Origin of the sequence: Streptomyces sp. NPDC018045 (assembly GCF_044327445.1) — a bacterium.
Taxonomy (GTDB): Bacteria; Actinomycetota; Actinomycetes; order Streptomycetales; family Streptomycetaceae; genus Streptomyces.
On sequence record NZ_JBIRFL010000011.1, the window covers coordinates 40,945 to 62,636 of the forward strand.

The window sequence follows — 21,692 nt, forward strand, 5'->3', positions numbered from 1 at the left end:
CCCAAGGCCCGGGCCCAAACCCCGGCCCCGGCCCCGGACGTGACGAAGAAGGGTGCCCCGCTCTCCGCCCTGGTCCGGGCTGGACGAGCCGCGGGAATCTCACACGTCGGCCGCGTCTTCCGCCGCGCTCACCAGCGCGTTTGAGAGGGTCCATCTAAACGTGAGATAGAACATATTGCCGACTCTTTACCGTCTCATTGCCTTCCGTGTTTCGATGAGGCGGCCCGTTCTCCTTCCACTCGGCCACATCCGACGGCAGTCCGCCGGCGCCCTGCCGGCAAGACGATGGGGATGCTCGTTCTCATGCCCTTAGACCGCCCTGAACTGCCCCTTTCCGATGCGCAACTCGGGGTCTGGCTCGCGGAGCAGGCCGGCTTCAGCCGTCCCGGCGCCTATCAGTGGGCCGAGTACCTCGTGCTGGACGGCGATGTCGACACCGGCCTCCTGGCCGCCGCGGTCGGCAGAGCGGCGGCCGACTGTGAAGCGGTCAACGTCCGCGTCATCGAGGCGGCGGAGTCCGCACCGGTGCAGCGGCTGCTCCAGGATCGGGACCACTCCGTCGAGGTGATCGACCTCCGGGGAACGTCCGACCCGGACGCCGCCGCACTGGAGTGGATGCGGGCCGCCATGGCCGAGGCCGGGGGCGGCGACGCCGGGCCGTTGTTCCTGGGGGCCGTGCTGCGGGTCGCCGAGGACCGTTCGCTGGTGTTCCACCGGGTGCACCACATCGCTCTCGACGGCGCGGGCATGGCCCTGTTCGCCGAACGCGTCGCCGAGGTCTACAGCTCTCTGCACGACGGGCGCACCGTCCCCGAGAGCGGCTGGAACGGACTGCGCTCCTTGCTACGGGCCGAGGCCGCTTACCGAGCGGCCCCCGACCACACCGCGGACCGGGACTGGTGGCTGGAGCGGCTGGCCGGGCGGCCGGACTTCCTGAGCCTGGGCACCCGCCCGGTCGCGGCCACGAGTGGTTCGCTGCGGCTGACCAGGGTGCTGTCGGCGGCGGAGTTCGCCGGGCTGCGGGCCGGGGCGCAACGGCTCGGACACCGCTGGTCCCGGCTGCTCACCGCGGCGACCGCGCTCCATCTGCACGCGGTGACCGGCAGCCGTGACGTCGTACTGAGCCTGCCGGTCGCCGGCCGCCCACCCGAACTCGCCCGCACCGTGCCGGCGATGTCGGCCAACGTCCTCCCCTTGCGGCTGCACGTCGATCCGGCGGCCACCATCGGCGCGCTGCTCGACCAGGTCGCCGACGAGCTGCGGCTGGTGCGCCGCCACCAGCGTTACCGGGGTGAACACCTGCGGCGGGAGCTGCGCTGTCCCGAGGACGGCCGGAAGTTCTTCGGCCCGGTGCTCAACATCCAGCGTTTCGACCGCCCGTTGCGGTTCGGCACGGTGACCGCGACCGTCCACAACCTCCAGGCGCCGCCGTCGGAGGACCTCTCGATCGTGGCCTACGACCGCGGTGACGGCGTGCTGCGCTTCGACTTCGACGCCAACCCCGCCGGCCACGGCGAGGAGTCGCTGCGTGACCTCGCCGACCGCTTTCTGCACGTGCTGTGGCAGGTGGCGGAGGCCGGCCGGGACACGCCGTCGGCGCGGATCGCGGCGACGACCGCGCGAGAGCGCCGGCACAGCGCCGCGCTGGGCACCGGCGCCCGCACCTCGGTCGCGTCCCACGGCACCGCCGTCGGCCGGTTCGCCGAACAGGTCGGCCGTACGCCCGGCGCGTTCGCGGTGCGCTCGGTCGAGACCGGTGAGCGGCTGACCTATCGCGAACTGGACGCGCGCAGTTCGGCGCTGGCCGCCGGGCTGGCCGCGGCCGGCGCGGGCCCGGAGCGGACCGTCGCGCTGCTGCTCGGCCGGTCGGTGGACCTGGTCGTCGCGGCGCTGGCGGTGGTGAAGGCGGGCGCGGCCTACGTGCCCCTGCAACGGGACGACGCGGTCCCACGGCAGGAAGCGGTGCTGTCCGACGCGGGCGTACGGGTGCTGCTCACCGACGGGGGCACCGAGGGAGACCGGATCGTCGCGCGGGCCCGTGACCACGGGGTGCGGCAACTGGACGTACGGGCCGGGGGAACCGCGAGTCCGGAGCCACGGGCCACGCCGGACGCGTTGGCGTGCGTGATGTTCACCTCCGGCTCCACGGGACGGCCCAAGGGCGTGGCGGTCACCCAGGGCGATCTCGCCGGGCTTGCCGCCGACCGGTGGTGGGCCGAAGGGGGCGCGCAACGGGTGCTGTTGCACTCGCCGCACGCCTTCGACGCGTTCAACCTGGAGCTGTGGGTGCCCTTGCTGACCGGTGGCGAGGTGGTCGTCGCCGCGCCGGGGCGGCTGGAGCCGGCCGAGCTGCCCCGGATCACGGCCGCCACCGGGATCACCGGACTGTGGCTGACCGCTGGGCTGTTCAACGCGATCGCCGCCGACGACCCCGCGTGCCTGGCCGGGCTGCGCCAGGTCTGGACCGGCGGTGACGTGGTGGCTCCCGCGGCGGTGCGCGCCGTTCGGTCCGCGCTGCCGGACCTCACCGTCGTCAACGGGTACGGGCCGACCGAGACCACGGTGTTCGCGACCAGGTGCGCCGTCGAGGAGGTGCCCGAGGACACCGGACCGGTCCCCATCGGGACGCCGCTGGACGGCAAGCGGATGCTGGTGCTCGACGACGCGCTGCGGCCGGTGCCGCCCGGTGTGGTGGGTGAGCTGTACGTCGGGGGCGTGGGAGTCGCGCGCGGCTACCTCGGGCGGGCGGCGGCGACCGCCGAGCGTTTCCTCGCCGACCCTTCCGGCCCGCCCGGCGCCCGCGTCTACCGCACGGGCGACCTGGCGCGCTGGAACCGCGACGGGCGGCTGGAATTCGCCGGCCGGACCGATGGGCAGGTCAAACTCCGCGGCTACCGGATCGAACCGGGCGAGATCGACGCCGCGTTGCTGGCCGAGCCCGGCGTACGGCAGGCCGCGACCGTCCTGCGCGAGGACCGGCCCGGCGTACGGCGGCTGGTCTCCTACGTGGCCGCCTCGGGTGACCCGACGGCGCTGCGCGAGGGCCTGGCGGACCGGCTGCCCCCGTACATGGTGCCGTCGGCCGTGGTGACGGTGGACCGGCTGCCGCTGACCCGCAACGGCAAGCTCGACCGGGCCGCGCTGCCCGCTCCGGACGCCGGTGGCGAGGCCCCGGCCAGGGCCCCCCGTACCGCCGTGGAACGCCGGCTGGCCGAACTGTTCAGTACCGTTCTCGGCCTGCCGGACGTCCCGCTCGACCGGGACTTCTTCCAGCTCGGCGGCGACAGCATCAAGGCGATTCAGCTCGCCGGCGCGGCCCAGCGGGCCGGTCTGGCCGTCAGCACCCCGGACGTGTTCCGTACGCCCACCGTCACCGGTCTGGCCGGTGCCGCCGAGGCGGGGCGGCCGGAGCCCGGGCCCCGGGTCACGCTGGGCGACGCGGACGATCCCACGGTTCCGCTGACGCCCATCATGCACTGGCTGCGCGAACGCGGCGGGCCCATCGACGGCTTCGTCCAGTCCTTGACCGTACGCACTCCGGCGGGCAGCACCGAAACGCAGGTGCGCGCGGTGGTGCAGGCGCTGGTCGACCGGCACGGCATGCTGCGGCTCTCGCTGACCACGGTGGACGGCCTGTGGGCTTTGGAAGTGCTGCCCGGCGCCACCGTCGAGCTGAACCGGTCCGGCGCCGTGCTCCACCCCGAGTACGGGCAGGTGGTGCAGGCGAGCTGGCGGGATGCCGGGCCGACGGAACCGGGCGAGCTGACCCTCACCATCCACCACCTCAGCGTCGACGGAGTCTCCTGGCGCATCATCCAGGAAGATCTCCGGACCGCGTGGGAGTCCGTCCGGCACGGGCGCACACCGCACCTGCAACCGACGGGAACCTCCTTCCCCCAGTGGGCGAAGGCCCTGGTCCAGTACGCGCACCACCCGTCCGTGCTGGCGGAGTTCGCCCGGTGGCAGAAGACGCCCGAAGACCCGCCGGTCGCCGGCCGCGCCCTGGACGGCGCGGTGGACACCGAGGCCACCCGGCGGCGGCATGCGGCCACCCTGTCCGGCGCGCTCACCGCACGCCTGGTGTCCGACGCGACCGCGGCCTTCGACTGCTCGGTGCACGAACTGCTGCTGACCGCGTTCGCCCTGGCCGCCGCCGACTGGCGGGAGGGGCCGGACACGCTGTCGGTCGACCTCGAAGGCCACGGGCGCGAGGAGTTCGCCGCCGACCTCGACCTGTCCCGCACGGTCGGCTGGTTCACCACCCTGTACCCCGTGGTGCTCGATCCCGGCTGCTCCTGGGCAAAGGCCCGTACCGATCCGGCGGCGCTGGACGGCGCGGTGGCCATGGTGCGCTCCTGCGTACGGGATGCCGCACGCGCCGGGCTGGCTTACGGCCTGCTGCGCCACCTCAACCCGCAGAGCGGGCCGGTGCTGGCCGCCCGGCCGACGCCGCAGTTCGCCTTCAACTACCTGGGCCGGTTCGATGTCGGCGGCGACGGCGACTGGGCGGTGGCGGCCGGAGCCACGCTGCTCGGCGCGCCCACCGGCGGCGGACTGGCGATGAGCCACGCCGTGGAACTCGACGCGGTGCTCGCGGAGCACCCGGACGGTCCCCGGCTGGTGGCGAACTGGTCCTGGCCTGGCGGGCTGCTCGCCGAAGAGCGGGTCGCCGAGCTGGGGCGGCGGTGGTTCGACGTGCTGGCGGCGCTGGTGCACCGGGCCCGCGCCCGGGCGACGGGTGAGCTGCCGTTGCCGCCGCTGGCGCAGGGGCTGCTGTTCCACTCGCTCTACGACCATGACGGCGCGGACCCCTACCTCGTCCAGTTCGTCTTCGAACTCGGCGGAACGCTGGACCCCGCGGCGCTGCGCGACGCGCTGCACCGCCTGCTGCTGCGCCATCCGCAACTCGCCGCGGGCGTCCGGCACGGTCCGTCGGGACGCCCCGCGCTGGTGGCCGTCCCGGACTTCGCCGTGGAGTGGCAGGAGATACCCGCGCACCAGGATCTCGAACGTTTCCTGGACGCCGACCGCAGGCGGCGGTTCGACCTCACCAGCCCCCCGCTGGTCCGTGCGGCCCTGCTGCACCGTGCCGGCGACCGGCACACCTTCGTACTGACCACCCACCACCTCCTGCTGGACGGCTGGTCCCTGCCGATCCTGATCAGGGAGCTGTTCGCGCTCTACGCCGGCCGCACGCTCCCGCCCGCGACGCCGTACCGCGACTTCCTCGACTGGCTGTCGACGAGGGACTCCCGCGCGGACGAGGCCGCCTGGCGCGCGCTGCTCTCCTCCGTGGACGGTCCGACGCTGGTCGGCGGGGCGGGGCGGCGTGGTTCGGCCGCGGCCCGCCACCGGCTGACGGCCGAGCTGGACGGCACCACGAGCGCCCGGGTCGACGCCGTGGCGCGGCAGCACGGGCTGACCGCCAACATCGTGGTGCAACTGGCGTGGGCCGTGCTGCTCGGCACCCTGACCGGCCGTACCGACGTGGTCTTCGGCGCGACGGTCTCCGGCAGACCGGCGGAGCTGCCCGGCGCGGAACACATCGTCGGGCTGCTGATCAACACCATTCCGGTGCGCGTCCGCCTCGATCCGCACCGGTCGGTCGCCGAGTCCCTCGCCGGACTGCGCGCCCAGCAACTGTCCATGCTGGACCACCAGCACGCCGACCTGACGCGGCTGAAGTCGATCGCCGGGCATGCCGAACTCTTCGACACCGTCGTGGTCTTCGAGAACTATCCGATCGACGAGAGCGCGCTGCGCGATTGCGTGCCGGGACTGGAACTCCGGGACGTCGAAGGGCGGGACGGCACGCACTACCCGCTGACCCTCATCGCCATGCCGGGTGACGGACGCCTGCGGCTCCGCCTCGACCACAGCACCGACCTGTTCGACGAGGAGGGGGCCCGCCGTCTGCTCGACCGCTTCAGCGCGCTGCTCCACCAGATCACCGCGCGTCCGGAGGCGCGGCTGGGGCAGCTCGGTCTGCTGCTGCCGGACGAACGGGACGAACAGGAGGGACCGGCCGGCGCCGAGGCGGCATCCGTTCCGGTCGCCTTGTCCACGCTGTTCGAGGAGCAGGTACGCCGTCGGCCGACGGCCCCGGCCCTCACCTGCGGGGACGCCACCCTGTCGTACGGGGAACTCAACGCGCGGGCCAACCGTCTCGCGCGGCTCCTCGTCGCGCGCGGGGCCGGGCCGGAACGCCTGGTGGCCCTGCTGCTCGCACGCTCCGCGGACCTCGTGGTCGCGGTGCTGGCCGTACTGAAATCGGGAGCCGGCTATCTGCCGCTGGACCCGGCCCACCCCGAGGAGCGGGTGCGGCGGGTGCTGGCCGACGCCGCTCCCGTGCTCGTCGTGACCGGCGAGCCGATCGCGGTGCCCCACCCGCAGATCGTGCTCGACGGCAGCGATCCGGCCGCCCGCTACCCGGCGGAGGACCTGGGCCTGGCCGTGCACCCCGACAGCGTCGCCTACGTGATCTACACCTCGGGCTCCACCGGAGCACCCAAAGGTGTCGTGGTGTCGCACCGCAATGTCACCCGGCTGCTCGCGGTCACCGGCACCCGGTTCGGTTTCGGTGACGACGACGTGCACACGTTGTTCCACTCCTACGCCTTCGACGTCTCGGTCTGGGAGCTGTGGACGGCGCTGGGCAGCGGGGGCCGCCTGGTGGTCGTGCCGGACGACGTCGCCAGGTCGCCACGGGACTTCCTGGAGGTGCTCGCCCGGGAACGGGTCACCGCGCTCAGCCAGACGCCCTCGGCGTTCCACCCGCTCATGCGGGCCGAAGCGGAGGCGGGCCCCGGGCTGCCCGCACTGCGGGTCGTCGTGTTCGCCGGTGAGGCGCTGGACCTCACCCGCATCGGCTCCTGGTACGGGCCCGGCCGGCCGCGGCTCGTCAACATGTACGGGATCACCGAGACCACCGTGCACGCGACCCACGCCGAGCTGACCGACCCCGACGAGACCGCCGGCGTCATCGGCACCGCGCTGCCCGACCTGCGCCTGCGCCTGCTGGACCACGCGCTGCGGCCGGTCCCGCCGGACTGTCCCGGTGAGATCTACGTGGCGGGCCCCGGGGTGACGCGGGGCTACCTGGGGCGGCCGGGGCTCACCGCCGGCCGGTTCGTCGCCGATCCCTTCGGCGCGCCCGGTACCCGGATGTACCGCTCCGGGGACCTGGCGCGACGCCGGGCCGACGGCACGCTGGAGTATCTGGGCCGGGTGGACCAGCAGGTGAAGATCCGCGGTTACCGGATCGAACCCGCGGAGGTCGAGCACGTTCTCGAACAGCACCCCGCCGTGGACCGCGCCGTGGTGCTCGCCGACGCGGACGCCGACGGCGGCAGGCTGCTCTGCTACGCCGTGACGAAGGGCGAGCCGTCCCCCGCCGAGCTGCGCGCATACGCCCGGACGGTGCTGCCGGCGCACATGGTGCCCGCGTTCGTCCTCCCGGTCGACGAGATTCCCCTGACCGGCAACGGCAAGCTGGACCGCAGGGCCCTGCCGAGGCCGGAGGCGGCACTCCGCGTGTCCCGCCCGCCCGAGAACGAGCGCGAACGGCTGCTGTGCCGGCTGTTCGCGGAGACGCTGGGCGTCCCCGACGTCGGCGCGGAGGACAGCTTCTTCGACCTGGGCGGGCATTCGCTGCTGGCCACCCGCCTGATCAACCGGGTGCGCACGGAGACCGGGCGTGAGCTGGGCATCCGTACCCTGTTCGACGCCCCGGTCGTCGCCGACCTGGCACGGTGCCTGGCGGAGCCGGCCGGCCCGGCGCGCGCCGGGCTCGCCGCGGCCGCGCGGCCGGAGCGGATTCCGCTCTCGCCCGCGCAGCGCCGACTGTGGTTCTTCCACCGGTTCGCCGGCCCCAACTCCGTGTACAACATGTCCTTCGCGGTCCGGCTGAGCGGCCCCCTGGCGACGGACCACCTGTACGCGGCGCTCGGCGACGTACTCGCCCGGCACGAGAGTCTGCGCACCACCGTCGCCGAGGCCGACGGCGAGCCCTACCAGCACATCGGCACCGAGACGGAGCCGCCGTTCCGGACGGTGACCACCTCGGAGGCCGAGCTTCCCGGCCTCCTCGCCGACGCGGCCACCCACGCCTTCGATCTGACCACCGAACTCCCGGTCCGGGCCCTGCTCCTCGAAACCGCACCCGAACGGCATGTGCTGCTGATCCTGCTGCACCACATCGCCGCCGACGGCTGGTCGCTGGCCCCGCTGGCCCGCGACCTGTCCACCGCCTACCGGGCCCGCGTCGCGGGCGAGATCCCACAGTGGGCGAACCGGCCCGTACAGTACGCGGACTACGCCCTCTGGCAGCGCGAACTCGACCTCCGCGCCGGTGTCGCGTACTGGACGGAGGCGCTGCGCGGCGCCCCGGAGGTGCTGCCTCTGCCGCTCGACCACGCCCGACCGCCGGTGTCCGCGCACCGCGGGGAGACCGTCGCATTCACCCTGGAAGCCGACCTGCACGCGCGGCTCATCCGGCTCGCCCGGTCGACCGGCACCAGCTTGTTCATGGTGCTGCACGCCGCGATCGCGGTGCTCTTGTCCCGGCTCGGCGGCGGGGCGGACATCCCGATCGGCACACCGGTGGCCGGGCGCCATGATGACGCGCTGCACGAGACCGTCGGCTGCTTCGTCAACACGGTGGTGCTGCGTACGGACCTCAGCGGCACACCGACGTTCGCCGAGGTGCTGGAGCGGGTCCGGGCCACCGATCTCGACGCCTTCGCCCATCAGGAAGTGCCCTTCGAGCAGGTGGTGGAGGCGGTCAACCCGCCACGCTCGCTGTCCGCCCACCCCGTCTTCCAGGTGATGCTGGCCTTCCAGGACACGCCGCCCGTTGCGTTCGACATGCCGGGGCTGCGCGTCGAGCCGGTCGCGGCACACGGCGGCGCCTCCCGCCTGGACCTGCTGTGGAGCCTGCGCCAGCAACACGGCGCCGACGGTGCGGAGGCCGGTGTCGAAGGCGAGTTGGAGTACGACACCGAACTGTTCACCCCGGCCTCCGCGCGGCGCCTGCTCGCGCGGCTGGAGGGGCTGCTGCGCGCGGTGGTGGCCGCGCCGCACCGCCGGATCGCCGACCTGCCGGTCCTCGTCGCCGGTGAGCGGGAGCGGATGACCGGGCGCTGGAACGCCACCGCCCACGACGTGCCCGCGACCACCGTGGCCGAACTGTTCGCGGCACAGGTGCTATGCGCTCCCGGCGCACCGGCCGTACGGCACGGGGACACCGTGCTCACCTACCGGGAGCTGTCCGAGCGCGCGGCCCGCATCGCGGCGCGGCTCAAGGCCCGCGGGGCCGGCCCGGGCAGCCTGGTCGCGCTGGTGCTGCGGCGTGACCCCGACCTGCCCGCCGCCCTGCTCGCGGTCCAGTCGCTCGGCGCCGCCTATCTGCCCGTCGACCGCACCCTGCCGCCGCGGCGGATCGCGGCGCTGCTGGCGGACGCCCGTCCGCTGCTGGTGGTGCGCCACGACCGCGGGCTCACCGTCACCGCAGGCACCGGGGACCCGGCGCCCGTGCCGGAGAACACGGCGTACGTGACCTACACCTCGGGCTCCACCGGGCAGCCGAAGGGCGTCATCGTGCCCCACGGCGCGCTGGTGAACCTGCTGTTCGCCCTGCGCGAGCAACTGGCGGTCACCGCCGCGGACCGCGTGCTGGCGGCCGCACCCGCGGGCTTCGACATGTCCAAGCCCGAGCTGTACCTCCCGCTGGTCACCGGCGCCACGATGGTCCTCGCCGACCAGGGCGCGCTGCGCGACCCCGACGAGCTGTCCGCCCTGCTCGACCGGCACCACGTCACCGTCATGCAGGCCACCCCGTCGTTGTGGCGGTCCCTCGTGACCCGGCGGCCGGACCGGCTGCGCCACGTCCGGGCGGTCATCGGCGGCGAAGCGGTCCCCGCGGAACTGGCCGGGACACTGTCCGGCCGGACGGCGTCGCTGCTGGCCTGCTACGGCCCGACGGAGACCACCGTGTGGTCCACCACCCATCCGGCCGGCCGGGCGGCGACCGGCTGGGTGCCGCTCGGGCGTCCCCTGTGGAACACCCGGTGTCATGTGCTCGACGCCCGGCTGCGGCCGGTCCCGCCGGGGGTGACCGGCGAGCTGTACGTGGCCGGCGCGGGTGTGGCGACGGGCTATCTGCGCCGGCCGGGACTGACCGCGACCCGGTTCGTCCCGGACCCCTTCGGCCCGGACGGGCACCGGATGTACCGTACCGGCGATCTCGCGTCGTGGACCGCCGACGGGGTGTTGCGCTTCCACGGCCGGACCGACGATCAGGTGAAGATCCGCGGCCATCGCGTCGAGCTGGGAGAGATCGAGGCCGTACTGACCCGCCACGAAGACGTCGACGCCGCCGCGGTGGCCGTGCACGACCGGCACGCCGACGACCGCCGTCTGGTCGGCTACGTCACCCCTGCCGGCGCCGACCTGCGGTCGGTGGGGGCGCACCTGGCCCGGCACCTTCCGGACTACATGACGCCCGCCCGCCTGGTCGCGCTGGACCGGCTGCCCCTCAGCGCCAACGGAAAGCTGCTGCGCGACCGGCTGCCCGAGCCGGACTGGGCCGGCGCGGGCGACTCGCCACCACCGGAAACCCTGCGTGAGCAGATGATGTGCGAACTCTTCGCCGACGTACTGGGCCTGCCCCGGGTCGGCCCCGGCGACAACTTCTTCGAACTGGGCGGGCACTCGCTCCTGGCGGCCCGGCTGACCGACCGGGTGCGGACCGTGCTCGGGCTGGAGCCGACGGTCCGCGACGTCTTCGAGGCGGCCACCCCCGCCGCCTTGAACCGTCTCCTGGAGGAGGCACCGCCGGAGGGCCCGCCGACGCACCTCGTGCCGTTCCGCGCGGGCGGGCCGGCGGCGCCGGTGTTCTGCGTGCACTCGCTCAGCGGCATCAGTTGGCTGTACTCGGGGCTGCTGCGGCACATCGACCGCGACCATCCGGTGTACGGCATCCAGGCCGAGGGGCCCGGCGGGCCGGACGATCTGCCCGGCACGGTCGAAGCGATGGCCGAGCGGTACGTGGGCCTGCTGCGTTCGGTACGCCCCAGCGGGCCGTACCACCTGGTCGGCTGGTCCTTCGGCGGCCTGGTCGCGCACGCGATGGCGGTCCGGCTGCACGAACTCGGCGAGCCCGCCGGCGCCCTGTTCCTGGTGGACGCGATCGCCGCCACCGCGGCCGGACCGGAAGAACCCATCGACGACCAGCGCGTCTTCCAGGTACTGCTGACGGCCGCGGGCCTGGACGGCGAGCGCTGCGCCGGCGCGGGCCTCGACTTCGCCACCGTCTCGTCACTGCTGCGCCGGGAAGGCAGCGTCTTCGCCCGGTTCACCGAGGACGACGTCGGCCGCGTCATCGCGGTCTCGCGCCACAACGACAAGCTCGCCCGGGCCTACCGGCCACCGTTCTACCCGGGTGACACCACCTTCATCGAGGCGGTGGCGCCCGCGCCGCACCCCGTCGCGAACCACGAACTGTGGCGGCCCCATGTCGGTGGCGAACTGACCGTCGGCCACGTCAACGCACGCCACCACCAGGCGATGCAGCCGCAGCACGTGGACGAAGTCGGAGTCCAGCTCGGTGCCCTGCTGAGGAGGCGGCGTTGACCCGCGCGGGTACCGACGTCCTCGCCGAACTGCCCGCAGGTGCGCGGGTGGTGATCCGGCTGCCCAACGGGCAAGACCTGGCGGACGCCCTGCTCGCCTGCTTCGACCTGCGTCTCGTCGCGGTCCCCCTGCCGCCGCGCACCACCGACCGGGCGGTCGCGGGCATCGCCGAGCGGGTGTCAGCGGCGGCCCTGGCCGATGTCCACGGGGTGCGCCGCACCGGTCTGCCCGACGTCCACCCGGCCCCGGACGACCTCGCCTTCATCATGTTCACCTCGGGCTCCACCGGCCCGCAGAAAGGCGTGATGCTCAGCAGGCGCGCCGTGCTGGGCAACGCGGCCGGAACCGCGGCGCTGCACGGGCTGACGCCGGACCGCCCCCACGGCACCTGCCTCCCGCTGTACCACTGCAACGCGCTGGTCATGTCGCTGCTCGGCACACACCTCACCGGCACACCACTGACCCTCCAGGCCGCCTTCGACCCGGCCGGGTACTTCGCCGCGCTCCACGCCACCGGGGCCAGGACCGCGTCCATCGTGCCCACGCTGCTGGCGGACCTGCTGGAGGCCGGCCCCGACTGGCCGGACGGCCTGGAGTACCTGATCACCGCGGCGGCTCCGCTGACCACCGACCTCGCCCGCCGTTTCCACCGCCGGTACGGCCCGCGCCTGCGGCAGGGCTACGGCCTCACCGAGGCGGTCAACTTCAGCTTCACCATGCCCCGGCTCGACGGCACGGCATTCCGCCGCCACTACCTGGAGCAGGTGCCCCCGGTGGGGGTGCCGCTGCCGGGCACCGAGCTGCGGCTGGAGTCCGGTGAGGTGTGGATCAGAACGCCGGACCTGATGACGGGCTACTGGCAGGACGGCCGCAGCACCGCGGCCACGGTCACCGACGACGGCTGGCTGCGCACCGGTGACCTGGGTGAACTGCGTGACGGGCTGCTGGTCCTGCGTGGCCGCGCCGGCGAGCGGATCAACCGGGGCGGGGAGAAACACCACCCGCTCGACCTTGAGCGCGGCTGGCGCGAGGCCGGTCTGACCGGCCGGTTCGCGGCGGTCGCGGTGCACGAACCCGCACTGGGCCAGGACGTCGGACTGGTCGCGACGGACCAGCCCGTCTCCGCCGTGCGCACCCTGTACGAACGGGCGCCGCTGCGGCCGTCGGCGATCCAGTTCGGCGGGTTCCTGGCGACGTCCACCGGCAAGCCCCGGCGCACGGCGATGAGCCGGACCCTCGCCACCCGCCGGCTGGCTCCCGCACGGTACGAACGCCTGCTGCGCTACGCCGCGGCCACCGCACACGACCTGCTGCGCTCAGGAGCGGAGCACCCCGGCCTGCGCGCGCTGGCCACACGGGCGGGAACCCGTCCGCACGCGGACGGCGAGGCAGTCTTCGACGCCTTCGACTTCCTGCGCGAACACTGGCACCGCGTGGACGACACGGAACTGTCCCGGGCCAAGGCACGGTGGCGTACGGCGCTGCTCAGCGAGTGGCCGCTGGCGGCACACGCGGAACTCGCCGCGGAAGTGGCGGCCCGCCACGGGTTCGAGGGACCACCCGTACCGCTGGGCACCGAGGCCCGCTTCGCCGGGGGCGCACTTCTCGTGCTCCCGCACGGGCCCGCGGCCGACGGCCCGGTGTGGCCGCTGGGGCCGCTGCTGTCCTTTCTGGACGGTTCCACCGGGGGCGGCGAAACGGACCGCTGGGCACACCTGGCCCGGCTGCGCGAGGGCGGGTTCCGCACCACGGGCTGCTCGGTGCTGCGCGCCGGGCGACACGACCTGGGCGGCGTGCTGTGGGCACGGCAGCCGGATCCCGGACCGAACGAGCACACTGGAGCGACTGGATGACCCGAGGCACCGACACCACCGGCCGGATGACCCGAGACACCGACACCACCGACCGCCTGGCCCAGGACACCGGAACGGCCGGCCGGATGAAGCGCTCCCCCGACGACGAGGACGAGATCCTCGACGTCCGCCGGCACCAGGACCCCGACCGGAACCGGCTCACTCCGGTGGTGCAACTGCCCCCGGACGTCGCCCTGGGCGTGGTCGACGCCCTCGCCGGCCTGGTCCGGGCGGCGCACCGCGGGGAGGAGGCGAACCCGCCCCCGTCCGGCGCGCTCAAACAGGCGCAGGAGTTCGAGGAAGGCGATGTCTTCATGCTGGAACCGCCCTTCGAGGGCTTCTTCGCCGACCGCTATCTGATGGACTTCTACGACACCGCCGAGCGCGACATCTGCTCGCGCATGCACCTGCACACCGGGCTGCGGTTCGTACGGATGATGACGGGTCCGGGGACCACGATCCGGGTCTCCAGCCTGTCCCCGATCACCGTGCGGCCCGCGGCGGCGGGCTGGTCCGGCCCGCTGAGCACGTTCACCGACGCACTGCCCGGTACGCCGGCCGGGGTGCGCCGGGACCGGCACAACGTGATCGTGCCGCCGAACTCCTGGGTGGACATGCAGATCCCGCGCGGGGTGTCCCACCAGTTCAACGCGGTGGGCCCGCACGCGGTGATCGACTCGGTGCACCCGGAGGAGTCCATCGAGACGCTGCGCGAGGGAATGTCGGGATACCAGATGATGGCGCAGACCATCTTCCTCGCCAAGGCCAGGAATCCCGCCGTCACCTGCACCGACATCACCGGACCGCACGGCGGCGAGCGCCCCTGACCACCGCGCCCGCGAGCCGCCGGGCACGCACCGTCAGCCGCGGGCGATTAGGCTGGACCTGGGGCGGCACGACAAGACCTTGCGCGCGGACGCAGCCCAGGGAGCGGCCATACGTCCCGGACGGCTGCCCCGTTCCACCGGCTCCCGGGTGAAGGGGTGTCATGAACGACAGGAACCGCGGGTTTTCCCCGGCCGGCGTACGGCATCCTCCCGTCCTCCCGGCTGCCGGCGATGCATCGGGACGGGCGATGGAGGACATCTTCGGCGAACTCTATGACAGTGACGCCTGGAAGCTGTTTCCCGGAGGCGACGGAGAGAACGAGAACCGGTCGCGTTCGGGCAGCGGATCGAATCTCGTACAGACCGCGGCTCTCCGCCGGAAGCTTCCCGACCTGCTCTCGCGGCTCGGTGTCCGCAGCTTCCTCGACATGCCGTGCGGGGACTTCCACTGGATGTCCCAGGTGGAACTCGGAGTGGACTCCTACGTCGGCGCCGATGTCGTCCCCTCGGTCATCGAGCGGAACCGGCGGGACTTCGCACGGCCGGGCCGCGAGTTCCGCGTGCTGGACATCACGCGGAGCCGGATTCCACGGGTGGACATGATCTTCTCGCGGGACTGTCTGGTGCACTTCAGCGACGCTGCCGTGCGGGCCGCCCTGGAGAACATCAAACGCAGCCGCTCCACCTATGTCGCGACGACCACCTTCACCGGCCGGGACGGCAACGCCGCCGACATCGAGACCGGCGGCTGGCGCTCCCTCAACCTGTGCCGCGCGCCGTTCTCGCTTCCCCCGCCCCTGCACGTGATCGAGGAGGACTGCTCGGAGGTCCACGTGTCCGGGGAAGGCGGGGCGGAGGTGGAGCACCGCTTCGCCGACAAATCGATCGGCGTCTGGCGGACCGCCGACCTTTAGGCGCCTTCAGCCCCCGCTTCGCTTTCGCCATGGTCGCCGGTACCGTGAGCCGCGCTGCCGTCGAAGCGGCGTCTCCGCCCCGTGCCGGACACGGCTTCAGCGGTCAGGCCATGCCGTGCTCTCGCGGGCGGCCAGGAGTGATCCTTCTCAACCACCACCCCCTCCAGAGGAAGAAAGCGCACGTCAGAGGGGGTGTCGGCGGGTCAAGGGCGCCTGTTCGAAGCGGTCCGAATTTGACCGTATCGTCCATGGATAGCAGCCTTCTCTGCGACCCACGCACCGAGCGGACCAGCGTCTCGTGGGCGTGCGTGTCCTTGCGATGCGTCGCGCCCCGCGCGCGTACCCCCGTGCGAGTGCCCCCCTTCAGCAAGGAACCCCATGCCGACTCTCCCTGCCCGAACCGCCACGGGTTCGGCCGTCCCCACCGGGACGGAATCGATCACGGACGGTGACGAAGGGTGCCATACCGCGACCCCACCGCCGGACGACAGCCGTAGACGCACCGATGTCCTCGTCCTCGGCATCAGTGGCGGACTGCTCACCGCGTTCGTGCTGGCCTCGCTGATCGCGCCCACCGCCACGGGCGACGTCGTGAACGCCGTCTTCACGTTCGTCGCGCGCTGGTTCGGCCCGCTGTGGCAGGTGCTTCTGCTCGCGACGTTCGGCGTCGCGCTGTGGCTGGGCTTCTCCCGGTACGGCAAGGTGCGGCTGGGCGGTGCGGGCGCCCGCCCGGAGTACGGCAGGTTCCAGTGGGTCGCGATGATCATGTCGACTTTGCTGGCCGGGGGCGGTGTCTTCTTCGCGGCGGGCGAGCCCGTACAGCACTACGTCGACACACCCCCCTACTACGACGGCGTCGAGAGCGGCAGCCGGCAGGCGGTCGACGCCGCGCTCTCCCAGAGCTTCGCGCACTGGGGCTTCCTCGCCTGGGCCGTCCTCGGGACCCTCGCCTCCATCGTCATGATCCGGGGCCAGCAGCGCGGCCTGCCGCTGCGCCCCAGGACGCTGCTGTACCCCTTGTTCGGTGAACGCATCCGGCACTCCCGGCTGGGCGCCGCCGTCGACATCGTCTGCATCATCGCGGTGGTCGCCGGAACCGTCGGACCGATCGGCTTCCTCGGACTCCAGGTCTCCTACGGCCTGTCCGAGGTGTTCAACATCTCCGGGGGCTACCCCGTCCAGCTCGGCGTCATCGTCCTGCTGACCGCCGTCGCCGTCGTGTCGGTGGCCAGTGGCGTCAACCGCGGCATCCAGTTCTTCAGCCGGGCCAACGTCTGGCTCGCCGTCGCCCTGATGGCCGTCTTCCTCGTCCTCGGTTCCGTGGGCTTCGTGCTCGACTCCTTCCTCGGCGGACTCGGCCAGTACGCCCGGGATTTCGTGCCCCTGGCCCTCAACCGGGGCGACCACGCGTGGCTGGGCTCCTGGACGGTCTTCTTCTTCGGCTGGTTCCTCGGCTACGGGCCCCTGATGTCCATCTTCGTGGCCCGCATCTCCAAGGGCCGTACGCTGCGTGACCTCGTGGTCTCCACCGCGGTCATTCCTCCGCTGGCCACCATGTTCTGGTTCACCGTGTTCGGGGGCACCGGCATCTACCTCGAACAGCAGAACCCGGGCGTCATCTCGGGCCCGCTCAAGGCCGTCGGCATGGACGCCGCCGTGATCTCCATGACCGACCAGCTCCCGATGGGGGCCGTGGTCACCGTCGCGCTGCTCCTGCTGACCATCACGTTCGTGGTGACCACCACCGACTCGATGTCGTACAGCATCGCCGCCGCCGGAACGAAGTTCGGTGAACCCACCCGCGCGGTACGCGCCTTCTGGGGCCTGCTCATGGGCGCGGCGGCCGCCGTCCTCATCCTCGTCGGTGACGGCGGCATCACCGCGCTGCAGTCATTCATCGTCGTCACGGCCGTCCCCGTCGGCTTCCTGATGCTCCCGACGCTGTGGACCGCTCCGCGCGTGGCCAAGGAGATGGCCCGCGAACAGGGCGTCATCCCCACCGAGCCGGCGGTCACCGCCCCGGAGCCGGCGCTCTCGGCGCCGGGACCGCGCGGGCCCCAGGGCTGAAGCCCGATATGAGCCGTGCGCCCGCGCCGGGCCGGCCGGCGGCGGTGGCTTGAGCCACCGCCGACCGTGCCGGTGCGGCGCGGTGCCGCTCGCAGATACAGGCGCTCCAGGAAGGCCCGGCCGGCACGCCGCCGTACCCCGCGTTCAGAACGCCTGTGACGGCGCCCCGGGCCGGGAGCAGCGCGTCACTCGCCCGCGGTCAGCCACCGGAGCCGACCGTCCCGCGGGGAGGTCCGGCAGGTGAGATGTTCCCCCTTCGAGGAGACCGCCGTGGCGCCGCGCGCGCGGCACTTGCGGTGCAGCTCGTTGCAGCTTCCCTTCTTCTTGCCCGGGATCTTGGCGCAGTTCTCGGTGTCGTGCGCCTTCCTGCCCTCGGTGGACAGGCGCTCGTAGGCGCTGCCGTCGTGACGGCCGGGCGAGTCACCGCGCCTGGGTGCGGACGGTCGGGGAACGGGCGGTGCCTTCCCTTCCCGCCGGGCGGTCGCCGTCTCTCCGGACGGACTCGGCGCCGTGGCCGGTGCGGCCGACGCCGCGACGGGCGACGCGGACGACGGCTTCGCCCGGTTCGCCGGCCCGCCGCCACAGGAGCACACGGTGCTCAGAAGCACGGCCGTGGCCGCGAGGGCGAGGGGCAGCCTCGCGAAGCGCACATGAATACGATCAAGCATGGGAGCAGCTTAGAAGCCCTCGCAGAGGACCCTCATGGGCGGTCCACGCCGCCCGGGCGGACTCCGGCCCGCGTGTTGGGAGGCCGTTGGTCCCCGGGTGCGGGACCTTGGGGTCGTCCCCGCGGTGACCGCCGTGCGCGGAGCATGGGGGCCAACCGTTTTCCCGTGCCTGCCTGGAGGTTCGTATGTCTGGCATCGTCACCGTCGGACTGGACGGAACCGATCACAGCCTCGCCGCCGTCGACTGGGCCGCCGCCGAGGCCGCCCGGCGCGGGGCGCGCCTGCGGATGGTGCACGCGTGGGTGTGGCGTCCCTTGGACGTGCCCGTCGCGGCGGACGAGGAGGTGCAGCGCCGCTGGGCCATGGGCGTGTTGCGGGAGGCGGCGGACCGGGTGGCCGAGGGCTTTCCCGGGCTGTCCGTCACCCAGGAGATCCTGGCGGCCGAGACCGTTCCGGCCCTGATCGCCGAGGCGGCCGCGGCGGACCTGCTGGTCCTGGGCTCGCGCGGGCACGGGGCGCTGGTCGGCTACCTGCTCGGCTCCGTGGGGCTACAGGTGCTGCGGCAGGCGGCCAACCCCGTCGTCCTGGTACGCGGCCCGCGCCACGACGAGACGGAGCAGCCGCGTGACGAAGTGGTGGTGGGGGTGCAGGACGTACGGGAGAGCGACACGGTGCTGGAGTTCGCCTTCGCCGCGGCCGCGGCCCAAGGGATGAGCCTGCGGGCGGTGCGGGCCTGGAACATCCCGCCGGTACTGGTGTGGGGCGGCGAAGCCATGCGGGTGGCCGACGACGCCGGTGGGCTGGAACCGCTGGAGCGCCGGCGGCTGGCCGACGCCGTACGGCCGTGGCGGGAGCGTTTCCCTCAGGTGGAGGTCGTCGAACACGTCGAGTTGGGTGGTGCGGGACAGGTCCTGCTGGCCGGCAGCGCACGGGCCGCGCTCCTGGTGGTGGGCCGCCGCACCCCGGGCCGTCACGACCTCAGGAAGGTCGGCGCGGTCGCGCACGCGGCGCTGCACCACGCGCCGTGCCCGGTGGCCGTGGTGCCCCACCCGTGAGAGCCGCCCGCATCAGGGGCGGCATCAGGGCCCGTTCGGCCCTGTCGTCGACGGTCTGCTTCGGGAAGGCTGGCGGGCAGGCAACGAGTGCCCGGACGAGCGCCGCCGGAGCAGAGAGTGTGCAGGATGAACGACGAAGACGCACAACAGGTCGAGGAATGCCGTGAGCCGGTGGCTCCCCGGGGGTTGCAGCAGCTCTCCCGGGACGAATCGCTGCGGCTGCTGGGCAGCGTTCCGCTCGGCCGGCTCGTGTTCACGCAGAATGCCCTGCCGGCCATCCGTCCCGTCAACCATCTCCTCGACGGGGAGGACATCGTCGTCCGGCTCAACGACGGGGCGACCCTCACCTCGATCGCGCCACCCGCGGGTGAGGCGGGTCTCGTGGTCGCCTACGAAGCCGATGCCATCGACCCGCTCAGCCACCTGGGCTGGAGCGTCATCGTCACCGGATACGCCCGGCTGGTGGCCGACCCCGTACAGGTGGCCCGTTACGGGGACCTGCTGCGGCCGTGGGTGGCGCAGACCATGAACGGTGTCCTGCGCATTCAGCCGGACCTGGTCACAGGTTTCCGGCTGGTGGCGCAGCCCGCGGTCGCGGCGGCCGCCGCGGGCGGCGAGGCGAGGCCGTCGGGTTCCCGGCTGCCGGCGGCGGGCTGGTGAGCGTCGTGCCGTACGCCGGCCGGTGTCGCGGCAGATGACACGGGTCCGGGCCTGACGCCTCCGGGCCCGCCCGCCGCGCCCGGGAATTGTCAGGCCGGGCGGCCGGTCAGAGCCTGTGTCACAACCCCGGCCGCGGCGGGCGCCCGGCCGGGGTTGTGACACAGGCTCTCACGCGCCCGGCGCCAAGGGGGCCCGCCACACGATCCGGCTGCCGCCGTCGGCGGGCGTGTGGATCTCCATGGTGCCGCCCACCCGCTCCGCCCGTTCGGCCAGGTTGCCCAGGCCGCTGCGCCGTCCGGTGAGCGGGATGCCCCGGCCGTTGTCCGTCACGGTCAGCACGACCTCGTCGCCGGTGGCCTGGAGCGCCACCTCGACCCGGGTCGCGTGCGCGTGCCGGGCCGCGTTGCTCAGCAGTTCGGTGAGGGCCGCCGTGATGTGGTCGGCGACCTGGACCGGCACGTCCGTGTCCAGCAGGCCTTCCATGCTCAGCCGGGGCGGGAAACCCAGGGCCGTACCGGCCTCCCCCACGGCACGTGCCACGCGGGCCCGCAGGCTGGGTCCGGCGTCCCCCTCCCTGACCCTCAGTCCGAAGATCGTCGACCGGATGATCTTGATGGTCTCGTCCAGGTCGCCCACCGCCCGGGTGACCCGCTCCGCCGCGCCGGCGTGCTCGACCAGCCGGGCGGCGCTCTGCAGCGTCATACCGGTGGCGAACAGCCGCTGGATGGCCAGGTCGTGCAGGTCGCGGGCGATCCGGTCGCGGTCCTCCAGCAGGGCGAGCTGTTCGGCGTCACGCCGGCGCTCGGCCAGTTCCAGGGCGAGGGCGGCCTGCCCGGCGAACGCGTGCAGCGGTTCCAGCTCCCCTTCGGTGAACACCGCCTCCCCCTCGGCGCGCGCCAGCAGGAGCACGCCCCGGGCGCTGCCGCCCTCGCTGTCCAGCGGCACGGCCACCGCCGGGCCCAGGCCGTCGAACCGCCGGGGCCCGGCGGCGTAGCGTTCGTCGCCCGCCAGGGCGGTCGTGGTGACCGGCCCCGCGGACTTCAGGGCGGCGCCGGACAGTGTGCCCTCGACCGGTACCACCAGGCCGCGGCGCTGCTCGCCGTGCCCGCCGAGGGCCAGTTCGACGAGCAGGTCACCGGTGTCGTGCATGGGGACACAGACGTCCGCGAGCCGGGCCCGGGTGATGTCCTGTGCCCGGCGGGCGATCAGCTCCAGGACCTCCAGGCGCGGCATGCCGGAGAACAGACTGTTGGTGATCTCCGCGCCCGCCTTCAGCCAGCGCTGCTGACGCTGGGCCCCCTCGTAGAGCCGGGCGTTGTCGATCGCCACGCCGGCGGCGACCGACAGGGTGGAGATCACCGACTCGTCCTCCGCGTCGAAGTCGAGCCCGTCGCGCTTGTCGGTCAGGTAGAGGTTGCCGAAGACCTCGTCGCGCACCCGGATCGGTACCCCCAGGAACGTGCGCATCGGCGGGTGGTGGGCGGGAAAACCGTACGACGACGGGTGGGTGCCGAGGTCGGTGAGCCGCAACGGCTCGGGGTGGCGGATCAGTTCGCCCAACAGGCCGTGTCCGGCCGGCAGCGGCCCGATCGCGGCGATCTCCTCGGGGGTCAGGCCGACGGTGAGGAACTGCGACAGCCGCTTGCCGTCCGGGCCGATCACGCCCAGCGCCGCGTACTCCGCGTCGACGAGCAGCGCGGCCGCCTCGACGATGCGCCGGAGCACTTGGGGCAGGTCCAGTTCCCGCCCCACCGAGACCACCGCCTCCAGGAGGCTGTGCACCCGGTCCCGGGTGCCGCGCGCCGCGTCGATGCGTGCCTGCAGTTCCTCCAGCAACTCGTCCAGTCGCATCTGAGGCATCCGCGACAGCGACTCCTGCGTGCCCACCGGTCCTCCTTCTTCGGTCGCCCGCCGTACCTGATCAGCGTATCTCTGTTCGAACACTGCCATCGGCCCTGACGGCCGCCCGCCGCCGTCCGAGGCGTGCGCGGGGCGCATCGGGGGCGAGTGGCCCTCG

The 21,692-nt window shown here is 73.2% G+C and carries 9 protein-coding genes; 7 read left to right on the plus strand and 2 right to left on the minus strand.

The window, feature by feature from the left end:
* The first annotated feature begins 303 nt into the window (after window positions 1–303).
* The 5 genes from ACH4EB_RS23785 (at window position 304) to ACH4EB_RS23805 (ending at window position 17,292) form a co-directional block, all read left to right on the plus strand.
* The gene (locus tag ACH4EB_RS23785; protein ID WP_398349579.1) at window positions 304–11,631 is read left to right on the plus strand and encodes an amino acid adenylation domain-containing protein; all 11,328 of its coding nucleotides are present in this window, start codon (window positions 304–306) and stop codon (window positions 11,629–11,631) included.
* Window positions 11,628–13,484 (plus strand): class I adenylate-forming enzyme family protein, encoded by a 1,857-nt coding sequence (locus tag ACH4EB_RS23790; protein WP_398349580.1) that lies wholly within the window; start codon window positions 11,628–11,630, stop codon window positions 13,482–13,484. The genes ACH4EB_RS23785 and ACH4EB_RS23790 overlap by 4 nt, the downstream gene beginning before the upstream one ends.
* Window positions 13,481–14,311 carry a hypothetical protein gene (locus ACH4EB_RS23795; RefSeq protein WP_398349581.1) on the plus strand — a complete coding sequence of 277 codons (831 nt, stop codon included), beginning with the start codon at window positions 13,481–13,483 and terminating at the stop codon, window positions 14,309–14,311. Before ACH4EB_RS23790 ends, ACH4EB_RS23795 begins: the two co-directional genes overlap by 4 nt.
* 248 nt (window positions 14,312–14,559) lie before the next feature.
* Window positions 14,560–15,225 carry a class I SAM-dependent methyltransferase gene (locus tag ACH4EB_RS23800; protein ID WP_398349582.1) on the plus strand — a complete coding sequence of 222 codons (666 nt, stop codon included), beginning with the start codon at window positions 14,560–14,562 and terminating at the stop codon, window positions 15,223–15,225.
* Window positions 15,226–15,603: 378 nt separating this feature from the next.
* Window positions 15,604–17,292, plus strand: a complete 1,689-nt coding sequence (locus ACH4EB_RS23805) for a BCCT family transporter (RefSeq protein ID WP_398349583.1) — start codon at window positions 15,604–15,606, stop codon at window positions 17,290–17,292.
* A gap of 185 nt (window positions 17,293–17,477) precedes the next feature.
* On the opposite strand, the gene ACH4EB_RS23810 is transcribed toward ACH4EB_RS23805, so the two are convergent.
* On the minus strand, window positions 17,478–17,960 hold the full coding sequence (locus ACH4EB_RS23810; protein ID WP_398349584.1) for a hypothetical protein: 483 nt from the start codon (window positions 17,958–17,960) through the stop codon (window positions 17,478–17,480).
* 185 nt (window positions 17,961–18,145) lie between these two features.
* On the opposite strand from ACH4EB_RS23810, the gene ACH4EB_RS23815 reads away from it, so the two are divergent.
* Together ACH4EB_RS23815 and ACH4EB_RS23820 are read left to right on the plus strand one after the other, a co-directional pair.
* Window positions 18,146–19,015, plus strand: coding sequence for a universal stress protein (locus ACH4EB_RS23815; protein ID WP_398349585.1), 870 nt, complete (start codon window positions 18,146–18,148; stop codon window positions 19,013–19,015).
* A gap of 126 nt (window positions 19,016–19,141) precedes the next feature.
* Window positions 19,142–19,675, plus strand: coding sequence for a pyridoxamine 5'-phosphate oxidase family protein (locus tag ACH4EB_RS23820; protein WP_398349586.1), 534 nt, complete (start codon window positions 19,142–19,144; stop codon window positions 19,673–19,675).
* Window positions 19,676–19,843: 168 nt separating this feature from the next.
* Here ACH4EB_RS23820 and ACH4EB_RS23825 read toward each other — a convergent pair whose 3' ends face one another.
* The gene (locus ACH4EB_RS23825) at window positions 19,844–21,535 is read right to left on the minus strand and encodes a GAF domain-containing protein (protein ID WP_398349717.1); all 1,692 of its coding nucleotides are present in this window, start codon (window positions 21,533–21,535) and stop codon (window positions 19,844–19,846) included.
* Window positions 21,536–21,692: the final 157 nt, after the last annotated feature.